At 43.2% G+C, this 14,788-nt stretch carries 15 protein-coding genes; 4 read left to right on the top strand and 11 right to left on the bottom strand.

All coding sequences use genetic code 11. The features are described 5' to 3' along the window. The first annotated feature begins 112 nt into the window (after positions 1 to 112). Entirely contained in the window at positions 113 to 958 is an 846-nt protein-coding gene (locus tag F0220_RS13935; RefSeq protein WP_105598589.1) for an AraC family transcriptional regulator, read from the top strand. A 26-nt stretch (positions 959 to 984) separates the two neighbouring features. On the opposite strand, the gene F0220_RS13930 is transcribed toward F0220_RS13935, so the two are convergent. Together F0220_RS13930 and F0220_RS13925 are read right to left on the bottom strand one after the other, a co-directional pair. Further along, positions 985 to 2,070, bottom strand: coding sequence for a glycosyltransferase WbsX family protein (locus tag F0220_RS13930; RefSeq protein ID WP_105598588.1), 1,086 nt, complete (start codon positions 2,068 to 2,070; stop codon positions 985 to 987). 59 nt (positions 2,071 to 2,129) lie between these two features. Continuing rightward, positions 2,130 to 3,122 (bottom strand): CgeB family protein, encoded by a 993-nt coding sequence (locus F0220_RS13925; protein ID WP_146118053.1) that lies wholly within the window; start codon positions 3,120 to 3,122, stop codon positions 2,130 to 2,132. Between the two features lie 311 nt (positions 3,123 to 3,433). Between F0220_RS13925 and F0220_RS13920 the strand changes: the two genes are divergently transcribed. Next, complete coding sequence (locus tag F0220_RS13920) at positions 3,434 to 3,838, top strand: hypothetical protein (protein ID WP_223199941.1); 405 nt, start codon at positions 3,434 to 3,436, stop codon at positions 3,836 to 3,838. Positions 3,839 to 3,951: 113 nt separating this feature from the next. Here F0220_RS13920 and F0220_RS13915 read toward each other — a convergent pair whose 3' ends face one another. From F0220_RS13915 to F0220_RS13890, 6 genes are all read right to left on the bottom strand, one after another. After that, complete coding sequence (locus F0220_RS13915; protein WP_105598586.1) at positions 3,952 to 5,298, bottom strand: glycoside hydrolase family 30 protein; 1,347 nt, start codon at positions 5,296 to 5,298, stop codon at positions 3,952 to 3,954. A 29-nt stretch (positions 5,299 to 5,327) separates the two neighbouring features. After that, the gene (locus F0220_RS13910; RefSeq protein ID WP_181155394.1) at positions 5,328 to 6,971 is read right to left on the bottom strand and encodes a type 2 periplasmic-binding domain-containing protein; all 1,644 of its coding nucleotides are present in this window, start codon (positions 6,969 to 6,971) and stop codon (positions 5,328 to 5,330) included. Positions 6,972 to 7,008: 37 nt separating this feature from the next. Further along, the gene (locus tag F0220_RS13905; protein WP_017688674.1) at positions 7,009 to 7,896 is read right to left on the bottom strand and encodes a carbohydrate ABC transporter permease; all 888 of its coding nucleotides are present in this window, start codon (positions 7,894 to 7,896) and stop codon (positions 7,009 to 7,011) included. Between the two features lie 15 nt (positions 7,897 to 7,911). After that, positions 7,912 to 8,901, bottom strand: a complete 990-nt coding sequence (locus F0220_RS13900; RefSeq protein WP_206099103.1) for an ABC transporter permease — start codon at positions 8,899 to 8,901, stop codon at positions 7,912 to 7,914. Positions 8,902 to 9,020: 119 nt separating this feature from the next. Then, entirely contained in the window at positions 9,021 to 10,043 is a 1,023-nt protein-coding gene (locus F0220_RS13895; RefSeq protein ID WP_091016602.1) for a LacI family DNA-binding transcriptional regulator, read from the bottom strand. Positions 10,044 to 10,223: 180 nt separating this feature from the next. Beyond that, on the bottom strand, positions 10,224 to 10,568 hold the full coding sequence (locus F0220_RS13890) for a thioredoxin family protein (protein WP_105598585.1): 345 nt from the start codon (positions 10,566 to 10,568) through the stop codon (positions 10,224 to 10,226). Positions 10,569 to 10,686: 118 nt separating this feature from the next. Here F0220_RS13890 and F0220_RS32490 point away from each other — a divergent pair, with 118 nt between their 5' ends. Then, positions 10,687 to 10,824: a hypothetical protein gene (locus F0220_RS32490; protein ID WP_179198532.1), complete on the top strand. Its 138-nt coding sequence runs from the start codon at positions 10,687 to 10,689 to the stop codon at positions 10,822 to 10,824. Between the two features lie 79 nt (positions 10,825 to 10,903). On the opposite strand, the gene F0220_RS13885 is transcribed toward F0220_RS32490, so the two are convergent. Beyond that, positions 10,904 to 11,197, bottom strand: a complete 294-nt coding sequence (locus F0220_RS13885; RefSeq protein WP_091017704.1) for a DUF3817 domain-containing protein — start codon at positions 11,195 to 11,197, stop codon at positions 10,904 to 10,906. A gap of 204 nt (positions 11,198 to 11,401) precedes the next feature. Continuing rightward, positions 11,402 to 12,370 carry a LacI family DNA-binding transcriptional regulator gene (locus F0220_RS13880; RefSeq protein WP_091016606.1) on the bottom strand — a complete coding sequence of 323 codons (969 nt, stop codon included), beginning with the start codon at positions 12,368 to 12,370 and terminating at the stop codon, positions 11,402 to 11,404. 180 nt (positions 12,371 to 12,550) lie between these two features. On the opposite strand from F0220_RS13880, the gene F0220_RS13875 reads away from it, so the two are divergent. Then, a complete protein-coding gene (locus F0220_RS13875) occupies positions 12,551 to 13,984 on the top strand; it encodes a glycoside hydrolase family 1 protein (protein ID WP_105598584.1) in 1,434 nt (477 codons plus the stop codon). 185 nt (positions 13,985 to 14,169) lie between these two features. Here the strand turns inward: F0220_RS13875 and F0220_RS13870 are convergent, their stop codons facing one another. Next, positions 14,170 to 14,766: a sugar O-acetyltransferase gene (locus F0220_RS13870; RefSeq protein ID WP_105599129.1), complete on the bottom strand. Its 597-nt coding sequence runs from the start codon at positions 14,764 to 14,766 to the stop codon at positions 14,170 to 14,172. Positions 14,767 to 14,788: the final 22 nt, after the last annotated feature.

Here is a 14,788-nt window from a genome sequence, read left to right as displayed (position 1 = left end):
CATCCCTTCTGTTATTGTCTGTAGTTGTATTGTAGTGCTACGGCTGAAGGATAGACATGCAGAACACTAACTTTTAGATGGACAATAATAACCTTGTATGGAGATGAAAAGTATGAATCACCAAACTTTGCTTACGAACTACCTGTCCAATCTCCAAGTCGAATTATTCATGGTCAACTACAATCGGTGCGATACGGATTGGAGGGATCTGGATTACACGCCCGATTACAGCAAGTTTTATTTCATATGCGAAGGTGAAGGTTGGCTCAAAATTGGGGATGAGGAGTATTATCCTGCGCCTAATCAGCTTATTTTAATGCCAGAGGGGATCAAACAGTCTTACTCTGCCATTAATGAAAGTCCTTTTCTCAAATATTGGTGTCACTTTAGCGCAAAGGTTGGTGGAATCAATTTGTTCCAAATTCTGAAATTTCCACACATCTGTACGATAGATCAACCTGAGTTGATTCAAGCAATCTTCAGCAGCATCCTTACATATGCAAAATCCGATGAAGTCTATGCCCATATGATGGCCAAGAGCAAACTGACCGAGTTACTGTCCCACTATTTAATGAATCTGGATCTGGATCAAATCTCTTTTATTAACGTTCCTGTCATGGAGAAACTGTCTACCATTCTGGCTTACATTGATTCCAACATCGAAGAGAATATTTCGGTTCAGGAACTGGCCCAGATCGCCTACATGCATCCAAATTATTTCATTCGATTCTTCAAGCAGCAGATCGGAGTTCCTCCGATCCTCTATATTACTGGCAAAAAAATCGATAAGGCCAAGGAACTGCTGGCCTGCACCCCGAACACAATAACTGCCATCGCCGAGCATCTCGGTTTCAGTGATTTGTATTATTTCTCCAGACAGTTCAAAAAGCATACAGGGCTAACTCCAACGGAATACCGCAAACAAAAAAAGGTACTTACAACGAAACGTGGTCTATAAATAAGCACAAAGCAGAGAGAGTTCCCTCATTCGGAACTCCCTCCTATTGACTTGTTTCTGTTCGATTCATGCTGAGTTACCTTCTTGAGTTCTCTCAAATAAGCATAACCATAGTTTTGATCCGGCTCAAGATATGCCCCTTCCGCCCATTCATTCCAGGCGTTAATAAAAAGATATTCACTTTTGTACAGCGTCCTCGCTCGTTCCATCTGTCTGGATAGATACAGCCCAAACTTCTCTGGTGTGGACCCGAGCGTACTCTGTCCGTCAACGCCTCTCCGCGGTGTATTATCCCAATTCACAAAAGCACCTGGATAGACGATTTCTCCGTTACGGTGTGGTGTTCGTTCGAGAATGGAGGACCATACCTTGTCGTAATTCACAGCAATATGCTGCTGTCCCTTGATGTTCATTTCGATCCAGATTCCATTCATATGTCCATGTGCAAACGTATAATGCGGTTCAAATTCCATACTCGCTTCAAAGATCTGACAATTAAATGTAGGGAATCCACCAATGGTCTGCACAAAATGAATCCCTTTCAGGCCATGCTTCAAAGCCAATTCACGCCAAAACTGAATCATTTCCTCACATTGGGGAATGCTGGCTGGTCGATAGATCAGAAATAATGGCTTACCTTCCACTCGAATATATCGTTTGTCCTTAAATACCTTAACCAAATCATTAAAATGTTCTTCCCAATCATCTCGATCCCCATAGTTCTGGGCCATGAGAATATCGGATTCTTGCCCATCCCATTTTCTTGTCCATGTCTCATTGGCCCAAGACAAACAAAAGGGAAAATCAGGCTCCCCACGATCCAAAATTTCATTCACTGGTTTTTCCAACAAACGCTTGCCTTTGAACCAATAATGATAATAACAAAATCCATAAATGCCATGCTGTTTAGCCGTTTCCGCTTGCCACTTTCGTACATCTGGATCGGAAAGATCATAATATTTCCCCTGAAACGGCTGCTTAGGCTGATGATGACCCGAATATAAGGGAGTGGCTTTTTTTACATTGGTCCATTCAGTAAAACCATTCCCCCACCATCGGTCATTCTCCTCAATCCGGTGAAATTGGGGTAGATGCAGAGCAATTACTTTCAAACAGAACTCCTCCAATGCAGGAACATGATGCAGCCTAAACTCGTGTGATTCTTGATGGTTTATGTGAATATGATATCCAGCAGTCGCAATGTTTTTTGCAGATGGGATTGATTATATTTCATGTATGCCAGAGCATGGCTAGCGGCCAGTCTCCTTGCATCAACACTCTGCCAGTAATGTTCAAACTTCTGAGTGAGTTCTTCACAAGAGTTGTATTGTTGAAAGTTACTAAGATCTATCCCGTTGCTCTGATTCACAGATGGTCCTATGAGCTGAAACGTCCCACATGCGGCAATTTCCATCACGTTTTTGATTGATTCGCCACTATGAATAACCAGTTTGCTTCCGTTAAATAAAATCTGGCGAGCTTCATGTCTGCGAACGGGATAGAAATCTCCAAGCTGTGCCCAACCCTTCCCATCCACCCGAACTATTTTGTTATTCAAAAGACCCGATTTGGCAATAGCGGTGACGATGCCATCAGGTTCTGCATCCCCGATGATATAAACATCCGATTCGTACTCCGGAGGAACAGCTTGAGGACAGAATATATGTGGATCAGGCGGCATTAAAAGTTCATGACTACCAGTGCTTCCCATATGATGCTGAACATCGCTTATTTGCGTCGAATGTTGTGTAAACACGTGATCAAAAATCGGTAGAATAGTTTCGCTTTGAATCACATGTTGATCGGCAGACAACCAGATTGCCTTCTTCATGGTTGATGTCCTTAATGCTGTGATATTCTCATCCGGCAAGTTTTCTTCGCTTCCGATGACCATAATCAGGTCAACATCATAAGAAGATAAACAGGCTGACACGGATTCGATATATTTAATCTCATTCACATTTCTCACGAGATGTTTCAAACTCTGTTCAATGAGTACACAATGTGATGACATTTCCCGGTCATTACAAGGATTAATAAGAAGCACATTTAACTCCTTATAGATCACTTTTGGCACTTCACGGGTAGGTATGCTTCCCACCTTTATCATCTTCAGCCATTGCTGATTCAGTTCTAATTGCTGTACTTCCATATGTTTACGCATGGATTTGAGTTTCCTGTTCAGAACCACATTCATCTGTTTCAGGAATAACCGGTTCGCATCATGAACTGAACGTTTCTTTTTCGTGGACTTAACCTGCATTTTTGACTTCTTTTGGATAGCAAACCCTCCCGTTCCATACGAAAACATTCTCTGCCTACAATATGCACGACATAGTGGCATGGTTTCTTCTGTTGCCCACTTCACTCCCTCTTCATTCCAAAAGGGGCTTTATCCCAGATATACAATGTGTGGTCACCCGTGTCGGTTCAAATCTTGTCCTCATAGAATATAAGAATACTATATAGGAGATGATGTCATTGCCAACATTTGATAGTATCCTTGTCACCGGTAATCAGACCATTAACCAGGATCTGCAAGTCAATGGTAATGAAACCATTGGCGTTGATCTACAAGTCAATGGTAGCCAGACCGTAGCAGGCAGCCTCCAAATCAATGCCAGCTCCTCTATCGTTAATAATCTGGGTGTAGGCGGTGTTATTGAAGCTGGAGACAGCGTCAAGGCTACTACACAATTAATGGCACTTAATCAACCAGTGCTTCCAGTAGCTCTGCCGATTGTACAGCAGCTCAGGTATTACAATCCTGGTGTTGCAGGTCAACCCGGTCTGGTCTTAACGGGGACCGCTGGCAATCAATATATTCTGTTCGTTGATGAGAGTAGTGGAACGCCCAATCTTGCCATTCAACCTTTATAAGGTGATCCATCCACAGGTAATGTCAGCAAAAGAAGCGATGTCCGTGTATTCTCCGGACGTCGCTTCTTTTGCTTTCGTTTCTGATGAAACCTATTTATAACTTCATTCATTTATCAACCTTTGATTAATACGGACAAGGCGCTCTTGCTTTCCAGCTGAAACTTCATCAATGTATCGTCCCGCAGCTTAACCTGTACGTTACCCGTCCCATCTCCATCATTGAAGAGGACTAGTGCGACGGAACCGTCTACATTTTTGAAAGCCACAGAACAAATTCCATCATCACTGGATGTTGATTCGATCCGAACAGCCTTCGGGCGGATCACAGCACTGAAATGTGCCAAGGCATAATAATCGAGTGTATACGTAAGCTCCTTGGTTTGCTGATTCACTTGCACGATGCCACGGCACGTACTGCGGCCAAATCCCGGCACGGTTGGCCCGTTGTTCTCATCAAGTGCCATATTCCAAAGTACAAAGGATTTGCTGTAATTACGAAGAATGTGGATCCCTGTTCGCATCACATTCGAGAAGGCTTGCTCAAATGGCGGAATCCACTCTCCACCCGAGCCTTCGGTGAAATGTACTTCTTTGCCTGCAAAGGCTTCATAAACCTTCGTTTGAGCAGAAGCATCGCCCCCGTACCAATGCCAAGCTACACCATCCACTTCCTCTCCCGCTTGTTCAAGTACGGTCAGGGGATAGTCCGGTTGGTCCCAGTTGTGATCGTAACAGAGAATTTTGGTTTGAATATCGTTACGAACAAAGGCTGGTTTGAGATGGTTTTTGATAAAATCCGCTTGGACTTCGGCTGGCATCAACATACCGGGATAATGCCCCGGTTCATAAAGCGCCTCATTCTGTGGTGTGATGGCATGGATCGGTAATCCATGCTCTCTATACCCTTGAATGTATTTCACGAAATATTCAGCATAAACGGGATACCATTCCGTTTTCAATTGTCCGGTAATCATCGATCCACTCGTTTTCATCCAGCCGGGTGCACTCCATGGTGAAGCAAACAGTTTCAATTCAGGATTCAGTGCCAACGCCTTTTGCGTTAACGGAATAACGTCCTCTTCATCATGCATAATACTGAACTGGGTTAATTCTGGATCTGTCTGCTGTTCTGGCATATCGTTATAACTGTATACCGTTCTCGCATAGTCCGAAGCGCCCATCGGGTTACGAATGACCGAGAGTCCAATACCTTCCTGCGGATGGAACAAGCGGGACATGACCTCTTCCCGTTGCTCCTCATTCAAGATTTGATTGATCAGATAGGCAGAAGAGTCGGTAAAAGAAGCACCAAATCCATCCATCTCCTGATACGTTAGCTGATCATCCAGAAGAATAGTCGCGGTCTCCAGATCAGGTGCTGGAGGTTGCAATTGATCCAAGGATATGGGTACAAAACATTCATTTTCTCCTGTTGATTTGTACATTTTGAATGTAGTCATAAGATTCTCCTTCATATTTCATTTTTCTATTATTGAATGCCTAGTTTGTCTTTGTTCAATTTCATCTTTTCACTGCGTACCTTCACAATCTCTTCCCAACGGTTCTCACCTAAAAATGACTTGTAAGAAGCCAATGCATTGTCATAAGAGGCAGCATCCTTGGACCGCACCATGCTGACCAGTGTCGTATTCCATTTCGTATTGATAGCTGACAACGCACGAGCTTCAGGTGTACCTTGATCTGGGCTAATATTCTCCAGAATGAAGTGTGGTTTCAGCTTGCCTTTGCCCCACTCCTGCATCTGTTTAATCGCTTCCGGAAAAGCATCTGCACTGAGTGCTTTGTGACGATCATGGCCGAAGAACATAAACTCACCCATCCGATAATCCTTTTTGAATTGATCTGCGTTATTCAGTTGCATGTCTTTCACTGCTGGCAGTAATTCTACACTACCGTCGGCTTTGGTTTGGAAGGTCTCCCCTTCGATCCCGTAATTCATAAGTGTCTGTCCTTCTTCACTTAATAAGTATGTGAATATCTGAATGGCCTTGGCCGGATCTTTACAATCCTTGGAGATGTAATTGATCATCCACCCGGTTATCCCGGATTGATTCAATGTCGGGGCATTGTCTTTGGTGCTCTGCGGACCATCAATTGCAATATATTCTTTGCCCGGGTTGGCACTCATGTAAATTTGCAGGTTTCCTCCTTGTTGAGGTGTACCGTCAAGCAGCATGGTCGCGTATTTACCAGACTTTACTTTTTCCTCAAAAGCCGTTCCATCATCAGCAAAACTGTCATCACTGATATTGCCATCTCTGTACACGGTGTTCAATGTCTTCAACCACGTGAGGTAATCTTCATCCAGATTACGATCGTAGAATTCTCCCGATTCGGTCTCCAGCGGGACGCCGATGAAATCTTGCAATGTATCCCCGAGTGAACCTGTTCCTTCACCAATGGAGTTGAATCCAAACGGAATCAGCGCAGGAAACTCTTGCTTAATTCGTTTCATCACACTCTGGAATTCTTCTGGCGTTCCAATGACCGGACTACCCAAAGCTTCGTACACATCCTTACGAATGATAAATGCCGTTTTTGCAGGAATGTTACCGCTATCATAATCCTCTTGTGTATTGGAATAGTTCGGGTAACCATAGGTTTTGCCATCCGCCAATTGGAACCAGTTCAATGTATCGGCAGCCGCAACTTTATTGAAATAAGGATCATATTTCTCCGCCAGATCGTTCAGCGGCATAGCCCAGGTAGCGGCTTTTTGTACCACTGGAGAATTGGAGTCAAATACGGTTAGCAGGTCAGGCATATCTCCGCCGGCGAAAAAGGTGTTTAACTTGGTATCATCACCCGTGATAAATTTAATATTGATGTTCAGATCCTCTTTAATTTTCTTCGTGACAATGTCCTTGCCAAAATCGGTGTTCCACCAGTCAGCATTGACGTACCACGTCAGGTCTGTAGCTTCTTCTTTTTTATCCAACTGCCAAGCTGGCTTTTCCGGGTCTACCGTATAACGATCTTCAATGGACACCCAGTTGCCTTCACTGGAGCCTCCAGATCCACCGCTACAACCCGTTATCATCATCACTGCTGCAAGCAATGTCGCGAACAATTTAATCCCCTTTTTTCCTGATGCTTTGTTCAACTTCAACATGTTTTTGTTCCTCCTCATATTGGGGTATTGGTTTCTTCTATTCCTTGACCGCACCCAGCATCATTCCCGAGATAAAGTATCTCTGAACGATGGGATAGATCAGTACAATAGGTAGTGTTGTAATGACAATGGTGGCCAACTGTACGCCTTTGGTCGTTGTTTCAATCACGGCCGAACCCCCAACATTTTGCATGGATTGGGTCTGGGACTGAACGATAATCTCATACAGCATCATCTGGAGTGGATACAGTGACTGATCGGTAATGTACAACTTGGTTGTCATGAAGTCGTTCCATTGCCCCACCCCATTAAATAGCGCAATCGTAGCCATAGCCGGCATGGAGAGTGGAATGAAGATTTTCAGGAAAATATGCCAATCCCCTGCGCCGTCAATCTTGGCCGATTCTTCCAGCGAATCCGGGACATTCCGGAAGAAATTCATCAGAATCACAACATCATAGAAGCTGAATAACGCCGGAATAATGTATACCCAGAAGCTGTTTAATAATCCAAGTGATTTGATTAACAGATATGTTGGGATCATGCCACCGGAGAAGAACATTGTGATGACCCCCATGGCAACATATAATTTACGGCCTCTTATGTACTTTTTGCTCAGACCGTAACCAACCATGGCACAGAAGAACACATGTGTAACAACACCAATCGTTGTTTTGGACACCGATATGAAGAAGGCCTGCCATATGCCCTGATCGTTGAATACTGCTCTGTAATTCTCCAGCGAGAATTCCGGTGACCAGAAGATGAATCCACCTTCCGCCAACGCTTTGCCTGAGCTAAAGGAAGAGATAATGACATTCCAGAGTGGAACCAGGATAACGATCGTACAGATGATTAACAAAATCATATTTAAGGTATCAAAGATCCGACTATCGAGATCTTCTTTTGCCACCTTTCCATTCACGCGGGATGCCTCCTTCTACAACACAGATTGATTATCGTTTAATTTGCTTGTGATTTTGTTTGCCGTGACGAGTAGAATGACAGAGATGATTGAGACACCCAAGCCAACGGCCGTTGCATATGAAAAGTCACCCTGTGACATCCCCATACGATAGACGTACGAATTGATGACTTCCGCTTTGTCACGGTTCTGGGAGTTCATGAGAACCAGGGTCTGATCCAGATTCGACCCCAATAAACCGCTTACAGTTAGAATCAGATTTAGGCTGATAATGGATCTCATATTAGGCAATGTGATATTCCAGATCTGTCTCAGACGGCTTGCACCATCGATTTTAGCTGCTTCATAATACGTAGGATCAATCTTCGCCATAATGGCCAGATACAGAATCGTTCCCCAACCTGCTTCTTTCCAGATATCCGACAACGTAGCAATCCACCAGTACTTGCCTGCATCCAGCAAGATGTTCTGCGGTTGCGAGATCACTCCCAGGCTAAGTAACAACTGATTAAATAACCCCGTTGTTGAAAACCAGGTGATCAGCATTCCCCCAAGTACAATCCAGGACAAAAAGTGAGGTAAATATGAAACCGTTTGCACAAACTTCTTGAATCGTCCGCTGTTTAACTCGTAGATCATGATCGCGAGAATGATGGGAATGACAAACCCGATACCTAATTTCAAAAAACTGATCCCCAGCGTATTCACGACTGCATCCCAGAAGTATTTATCTGATAAAATGATTCTGAAATTATCAAGCCCTACCCAAGGAGCGGTTGCCAGCGTATCAATGACCGTGTAATTTTTGAAGGCAATTGTTAAACCGTAAATCGGGATGTAACAAAAAATAATCATAAAGATAATGCCCGGGATAATCATCGATTGAATCTCCCATTGTCTCCGATAATCGACTATGAATTCTTTAATCCGTTGTCCGATGGGTTTCTTCCCATTGGGACTGATCGCATTTTTACCGGTTGATGTCTCTACGGCTAATTTATCCACGTTTTTTTACTCCCCTCCATCATGTATGCATGTTTATAAAAACGTTTTTATTTTTCGACATAAAAAACCCCTTTATTTATATTTATGTAAAAAAAGACCGGAGAAGACGCTGAATCAACTTACGTACGGTAGTCTTTGCGGTCGATCTTCACATGGCTTGAACCTCTCACCACCAACTCACCCGCCAATTTTTGCGCAGACCCTTGTTCATTCTCCTTGATCATACCCACCAGTTGATTAATTGCCAGGATACCCTGTCTTGCAATTTGATTTCTTACCGTTGTGAGCGGTGGAGAAAAATACTGTGCGATATCAATATCGTCAAAACCCACAACGCTAACGTCTTGAGGTACTTCAAAACCCTCAGACTTCAACGCATGCATACAGCCAATTGCACTCAAGTCATTCCCTGCAAGAAATGCATCAGGCCGCTTGCCGGGGTGCAAATGAAGAAAAGATTTTATCGCACTATACGTGCTGTCCTCCTCAAAATACCCTTGAATAATGTAATCTTCATCAATTGGAAGCTGGTATTCACGCAAGGCAGCCAGATAGCCGTCTCTACGCTGCACACTGTCAAACATCGTATCCACACCCGAAATATAAGCAATTTTCTTGTGCCCCAGTCCAATTAAATACTTGGTTGCTTCATAAGACGCAACATACGAGTCGAAAATAACACTTCCCATCGTATCACTCTGATAGACCCGATCCAGAAAAACTGCCTTGATCTTGTCTTTCTCCATGGCGATAATATCTTGCTCATCGATCCGAAGCTCTTCGTAGATAATGACACCATCTACCCGCCGACCCAGAATATTACTCATAATAACGTGTTTATCCTTGGTCACAAATACATTCAAACCATACCCAAGACGATCACATTCGCGAGACATCGACTCGACCAGCTTATAGAAATACGGACCCGATACACTTGTAGTGAAAAAACCGAGCATTTTGGTTTGACCGGACTTCAAAAGCTTGCCGTTCAGATTAGGCACATAATTTAAACGCTCTGCCACCTTGAGAACATGTGATTTTGTCTCCGGGTTCAAGACATCCACACCATTTAAAGCATTGGAGACTGTAGAGATGGATACGCCTGCTTCCCTTGCTACATCTTTAATCGTTATCTTTGCCATAAGTTTTGTTCCTTTACTATAAAAACGTTTTTATAATGTTTAAATTATCATAAAACCGTTTTCATGGCAACACTTTAATTTGCGAGCTCAGGCATCATGCACTTTATTCATAGCTATACGCCACTGCGGGCGCAAAAAAACGGCTCATGTATGAGCCGCCGTTCCTGTAGTTTTATCTTTCTATTCCTCATCCTGGACATACATGGAGTGAATCTGTTGCAGCTGCTCTTCCAGTCGTTCCAAGCGAACAAAACGATCCGCTCGAATATATTCCTTCTGCTCCACAAGCATGATCATTGTTGGAACGGTAAAAATAAGAAACTTGGACGCAACCTCTTCCACTTCATTAGCATTAATGTGACCCAGGTATATCGATGGATAAGGTTCAAGCAACGTCCTGATCTTAGGAAGTAAAGCGTGGCACACGCTGCACTCTGGCCGAGATACATACAAAAAAACCAATTCATGTTGTTGAATAGTTTCTTCAACCATTTCTATGGATGTTAACTCATGAATATCTTTCATAGAAGCTCAACCCTTTCAGTCAATCAATAGCTTGCTCATTTAAACTTTTACTTTTCAAGTATAGTCTATGTGCGTTAAAATCAAATGGAATATATCCCCATATGAAAGAGGTTATGGTATGAAAAAATCATTCTTATTTCTGTTCACTGCCCTGGTTGTTGTTACTTCCTTCTCGGCGTATGCACCTGTATCGGATGCTTCTGGCGATATTGGAGTAAGCCTGTTATCCGATCGTCAACAGGGTACAGTAAAGTAGCACTTGTACAGAAACCAGCAGGCGACAATTCGGATAACATCTGAATTAGTCGCCTGCTTTCATTTAGTCATATTGATTTTTATTTCCAATCTCTCTTCCGAAGATAAGATTCAAATACAAAAGTTCCAAACGGCAATAGACCGGCGAGACCACCCATTAACCAGCGCGTGATCTTCCACTTTTTGACCACAGCCAAATGCACTAGCGCAATAAGGTACAAAGGAAACAAAATACCATGAATCATGCCCATTATGGCTACAGCAGAAGAAATATCTGCAAAGTATTTCAGAGGCATAGCAATAAAAATCAACAGAAGTAAGGATACACCCTCCCATATGCCCGCAATTCTAAATCGGCCTGTCACTGTCTTCATAAAGTCCATTCTCACCTTTCCCGCTGATCGTTTGTGAAATATGTAACTTGTAACATGCTACGAGAACTTCAATCACATCTCCGTACAGATATGTCGTTCTGAAGCTTATCCTCAGTATAACGTATGAGGTTAATTCGAAGATGCTTCAAATTTGAATAATTATTGAATCCATAAAACCCGATTCCCACAACAGGTCTTACGGATTCAAGTCGTCTCACGCTCAATCAGCTGGTATGTTAGCTGTTCGGTCTTCAACTCTGTTTTACCCAATACGACCCACAATTGATGGAAAGCTTGGGTGGCTTGCTCCGCAATCGGATTGTGTATGGTCGTGATTCCAAGAACACGGGAAAGCTCGATATCATCAAAACCCACAATGGCAAGTTGTTCCGGTACCTGAATATTCCGTCTGCGTGCTTCACTCAGAATGCCGATGGCTGCATAGTCATTCGAACATAATACGGCCTGTGGAAGCTCTCGCTCCTCTGCCATTCTTCGCATCGCTTCTTCACCATCAGAGGAGCTAAATACGGAATACTGATATGCTTCATTCCATACAGGTAACCCTCTACTCTTCATGAAAGTTTCATAGGCTTTACGGCGGCTCTGGGTATTCAGACTCTCAGCCCTGCCAAATGCATTTGCAATTCGAGTGTATCCTCTTGATACCAGATGCTCCAGAGCTAACTTATACCCTTTTGCCTGATCCATCGCAACAGACGGAATCTCGTCGTTCCCCATTCGCTGCCAGGAAACAATCGGGCCGTATTCCATATACGCTTTTAATTTCCGAGGATCGTTAACACAGGTAACAATTAGGAGTCCATCCACCCGCTTGCTACGCAGGTCTTCAAATCCTTGTAACTCAATTTCCTTATTTCCACGGGAAGTATACACGATCGTCTGAAACCCGAAATCCATCGCTGTTTCCATAAACTGATTCATGAAGGTGAGACTGAGATCGTCAATGGTTGACGTTATGATGCCAATTTGTTTGGTCTTGCCTGTAGATAATGATACTGCATTCCGGTTCGGAATATAATTTAACTCCTTCATAATATTCGTTATGATATGTCTTGCTTCGTCACTAACATGTGGGGAATGATTGATTACTCGCGACACTGTCGCTCTTGAGTAACCAGATCGTTTCATAATTTCATCGAACTTTGACATCGGAGACTCCTTTCTTGCTAACGAACTACATAAGTTCATCCAGTACTATTTTGAATAATAGTATGCCTCATATCTGGGTCAAAAGTAAAACTTGACGTGTAACCCGTTACAACGTTTAAGCTTTTTTTATGTCATACATGAATCATCTTAAATATAAATTTGATGAATGGAGCGATACACATGAATAACTCTCAAAATCATATCTATCAATTCCCGGAAAATTTCCTGTGGGGTGGCGCAATTGCAGCCAACCAGGCTGAAGGTGCATACAATCAAGGCGGCAAAGGTCTTTCTACTCAGGATGTAGCTCCCCAAGGCATCAAGGGTCCCATCACGGAAGAGCCGACTGAAGATAATATGAAACTGATTGGTATCGATTTGTACAACCGTTACAAGGAAGATGTGAAACTGTTTGCCGAGATGGGCTTCAAAGTTTTCCGTACGTCCATTGCATGGTCCCGAATCTTCCCGAAAGGTGATGAGCTCGAACCGAATGAAGAAGGCTTGCAATTCTACGACAACCTCTTTGACGAATGCCATAAATATGGAATTGAGCCATTGGTTACATTGTCCCATTACGAGACCCCTCTTCATCTATCCAAAGAATACGACGGCTGGGTGAACCGCAAGATGATTGGATTCTATGAGCGCTACGTAACTACTGTCTTTAACCGGTATAAAAACAAGGTGAAATACTGGCTAACTTTCAATGAAATCAATTCCATTCTTGAAGAACCATTCATGAGCGGAGGTATATACACACCCAAAGAGAAACTGAGCAAGCAGGATCTGTATCAAGCTATTCACCATGAATTTGTAGCCAGTGCTTCTGCCGTTAAACTCTGTCATGAGATTATTCCCGATGCTCAGATTGGTTGTATGATGCTCAGCATGCCAACGTATCCGCTGACGCCACATCCAGACGACATGATCCAGGTAATGGAATTCGAACATAGCAATTATTTCTTTGGTGATGTGCATGTTAGAGGCCGCTACCCAGGATACATGAAACGTTACTTCCGTGAGAACGGAATTCAGATTCATATGGAAGATGGCGACGAAGATATGTTGCTTCATACGGTAGACTTTATCTCCTTCAGCTACTATATGAGCCTGTGTCAGACTGCTGATCCAGCGAAACAGATTGCCGGTGAAGGGAACTTGCTTGGTGGTTACCCTAATCCATATCTGGATGCAAGTGAGTGGGGTTGGCAGATTGATCCGCAAGGATTGCGTTATGTACTCAATATGTTCTACGACCGTTACCAGAAGCCGCTGTTCATTGTGGAAAATGGCCTTGGTGCAGTGGATGAATTGATCACCGGTGCGGATGGCGAGAAAACGGTTGAGGATGACTACCGGATCAAGTATTTGAACGATCATCTGGTTCAGGTTGGGGAAGCCATTGAAGATGGTGTGGAGATCATGGGTTATACTTCATGGGGTTGTATTGATGTAGTCAGTGCGTCTACTGCCCAGTTGAAAAAACGTTATGGCTACATTTATGTTGATCGTCATGACGATGGTTCAGGAACACTCGAACGTTACCGCAAAAAATCCTTCCATTGGTACAAAGAAGTGATCAGCAGTAACGGAAAAAATTTGAAACGTTAAGTTCAAGCAAAAGTTTAAGCAAATGTAACAGATATATCCTTCTATCCCCCAGCAAATCACATGAAAAAGTGTCGATTATACGATACCTTGGCAAGTGTTCTGTGTGGGGGATTTTATTAAAAACACCCGATGATAAACATCGGGCTTTGTCATGGGCTAAAATGCTAATCCTCGCTTTATGTTCTTCACCTTACTACATCCCTGCTGTACTTTGTTTTGTCTTCTTCCGTTATCTTGCGAAGGACCCTGCAAGGATTACCCGCAGCAATCACACCAGACGGTATACTCTTGGTCACTACGCTCCCTGCGCCGATGATCGTATTATCTCCAATCGTCACACCGGCAAGAACTGTCACACCGCCACCGATCCATACATTATTGCCCACCGTGATGGGTCCAACGATCTCCAGACCTACATTGCGCTGCTCAACATCATAAGGGTGGCCTGCAGTATAGAATCCACAATTCGGAGCAACAAAAACGTTATCCCCAAAACTGATTTTTCCTCCATCCAGCATGACAATATTATGATTGCTATAGAAGTTCTCACCAATTTCAATATTATAGTCGTAATCACATACAAAGGGCTGTTCAATCAGGAAACGATCCGTCGTTTTCCCGAGCAGTTTCTTGATTAACGCTTCTCTTTCATTGATCTTCCCTGGATGGAGCTGGTTATAATCGTAACAAAGCCCTTTGGAATGTAAACGCTCTTCAATTAACTCTTGATCATAATTGGCGTTATACAAGAGCCCTAATTGGGATTTTTCTTTTTCAGTCATCATTTCGTAAGCACTTCCCATC

The sequence above is a fragment of the Paenibacillus sp. 37 genome (assembly GCF_008386395.1).
In the GTDB taxonomy this organism is placed as follows: Bacteria; Bacillota; Bacilli; order Paenibacillales; family Paenibacillaceae; genus Paenibacillus; species Paenibacillus amylolyticus_B.
The sequence above is the reverse complement of the archived record's forward strand: the minus strand, read 5'-3'. Positions and strand labels throughout refer to the sequence as shown.

Bases quoted from the DNA above. Each gene is read 5' to 3' on its own strand.
- F0220_RS13915 (WP_105598586.1), bottom strand. From the start codon at position 5,298: ATGACTACATTCAAAATGTACAAATCAACAGGAGAAAATGAATGTTTT.
- F0220_RS13885 (WP_091017704.1), bottom strand. From the start codon at position 11,197: ATGAAGACAGTGACAGGCCGATTTAGAATTGCGGGCATATGGGAGGGT.
- F0220_RS32490 (WP_179198532.1), top strand. From the start codon at position 10,687: ATGAAAAAATCATTCTTATTTCTGTTCACTGCCCTGGTTGTTGTTACT.
- F0220_RS13880 (WP_091016606.1), bottom strand. From the start codon at position 12,370: ATGTCAAAGTTCGATGAAATTATGAAACGATCTGGTTACTCAAGAGCG.
- F0220_RS13895 (WP_091016602.1), bottom strand. From the start codon at position 10,043: ATGGCAAAGATAACGATTAAAGATGTAGCAAGGGAAGCAGGCGTATCC.
- F0220_RS13920 (WP_223199941.1), top strand. From the start codon at position 3,434: ATGTCATTGCCAACATTTGATAGTATCCTTGTCACCGGTAATCAGACC.
- F0220_RS13875 (WP_105598584.1), top strand. From the start codon at position 12,551: ATGAATAACTCTCAAAATCATATCTATCAATTCCCGGAAAATTTCCTG.
- F0220_RS13925 (WP_146118053.1), bottom strand. From the start codon at position 3,122: ATGCGTAAACATATGGAAGTACAGCAATTAGAACTGAATCAGCAATGG.
- F0220_RS13890 (WP_105598585.1), bottom strand. From the start codon at position 10,568: ATGAAAGATATTCATGAGTTAACATCCATAGAAATGGTTGAAGAAACT.
- F0220_RS13935 (WP_105598589.1), top strand. From the start codon at position 113: ATGAATCACCAAACTTTGCTTACGAACTACCTGTCCAATCTCCAAGTC.
- F0220_RS13870 (WP_105599129.1), bottom strand. From the start codon at position 14,766: ATGACTGAAAAAGAAAAATCCCAATTAGGGCTCTTGTATAACGCCAAT.
- F0220_RS13910 (WP_181155394.1), bottom strand. From the start codon at position 6,971: ATGTTGAAGTTGAACAAAGCATCAGGAAAAAAGGGGATTAAATTGTTC.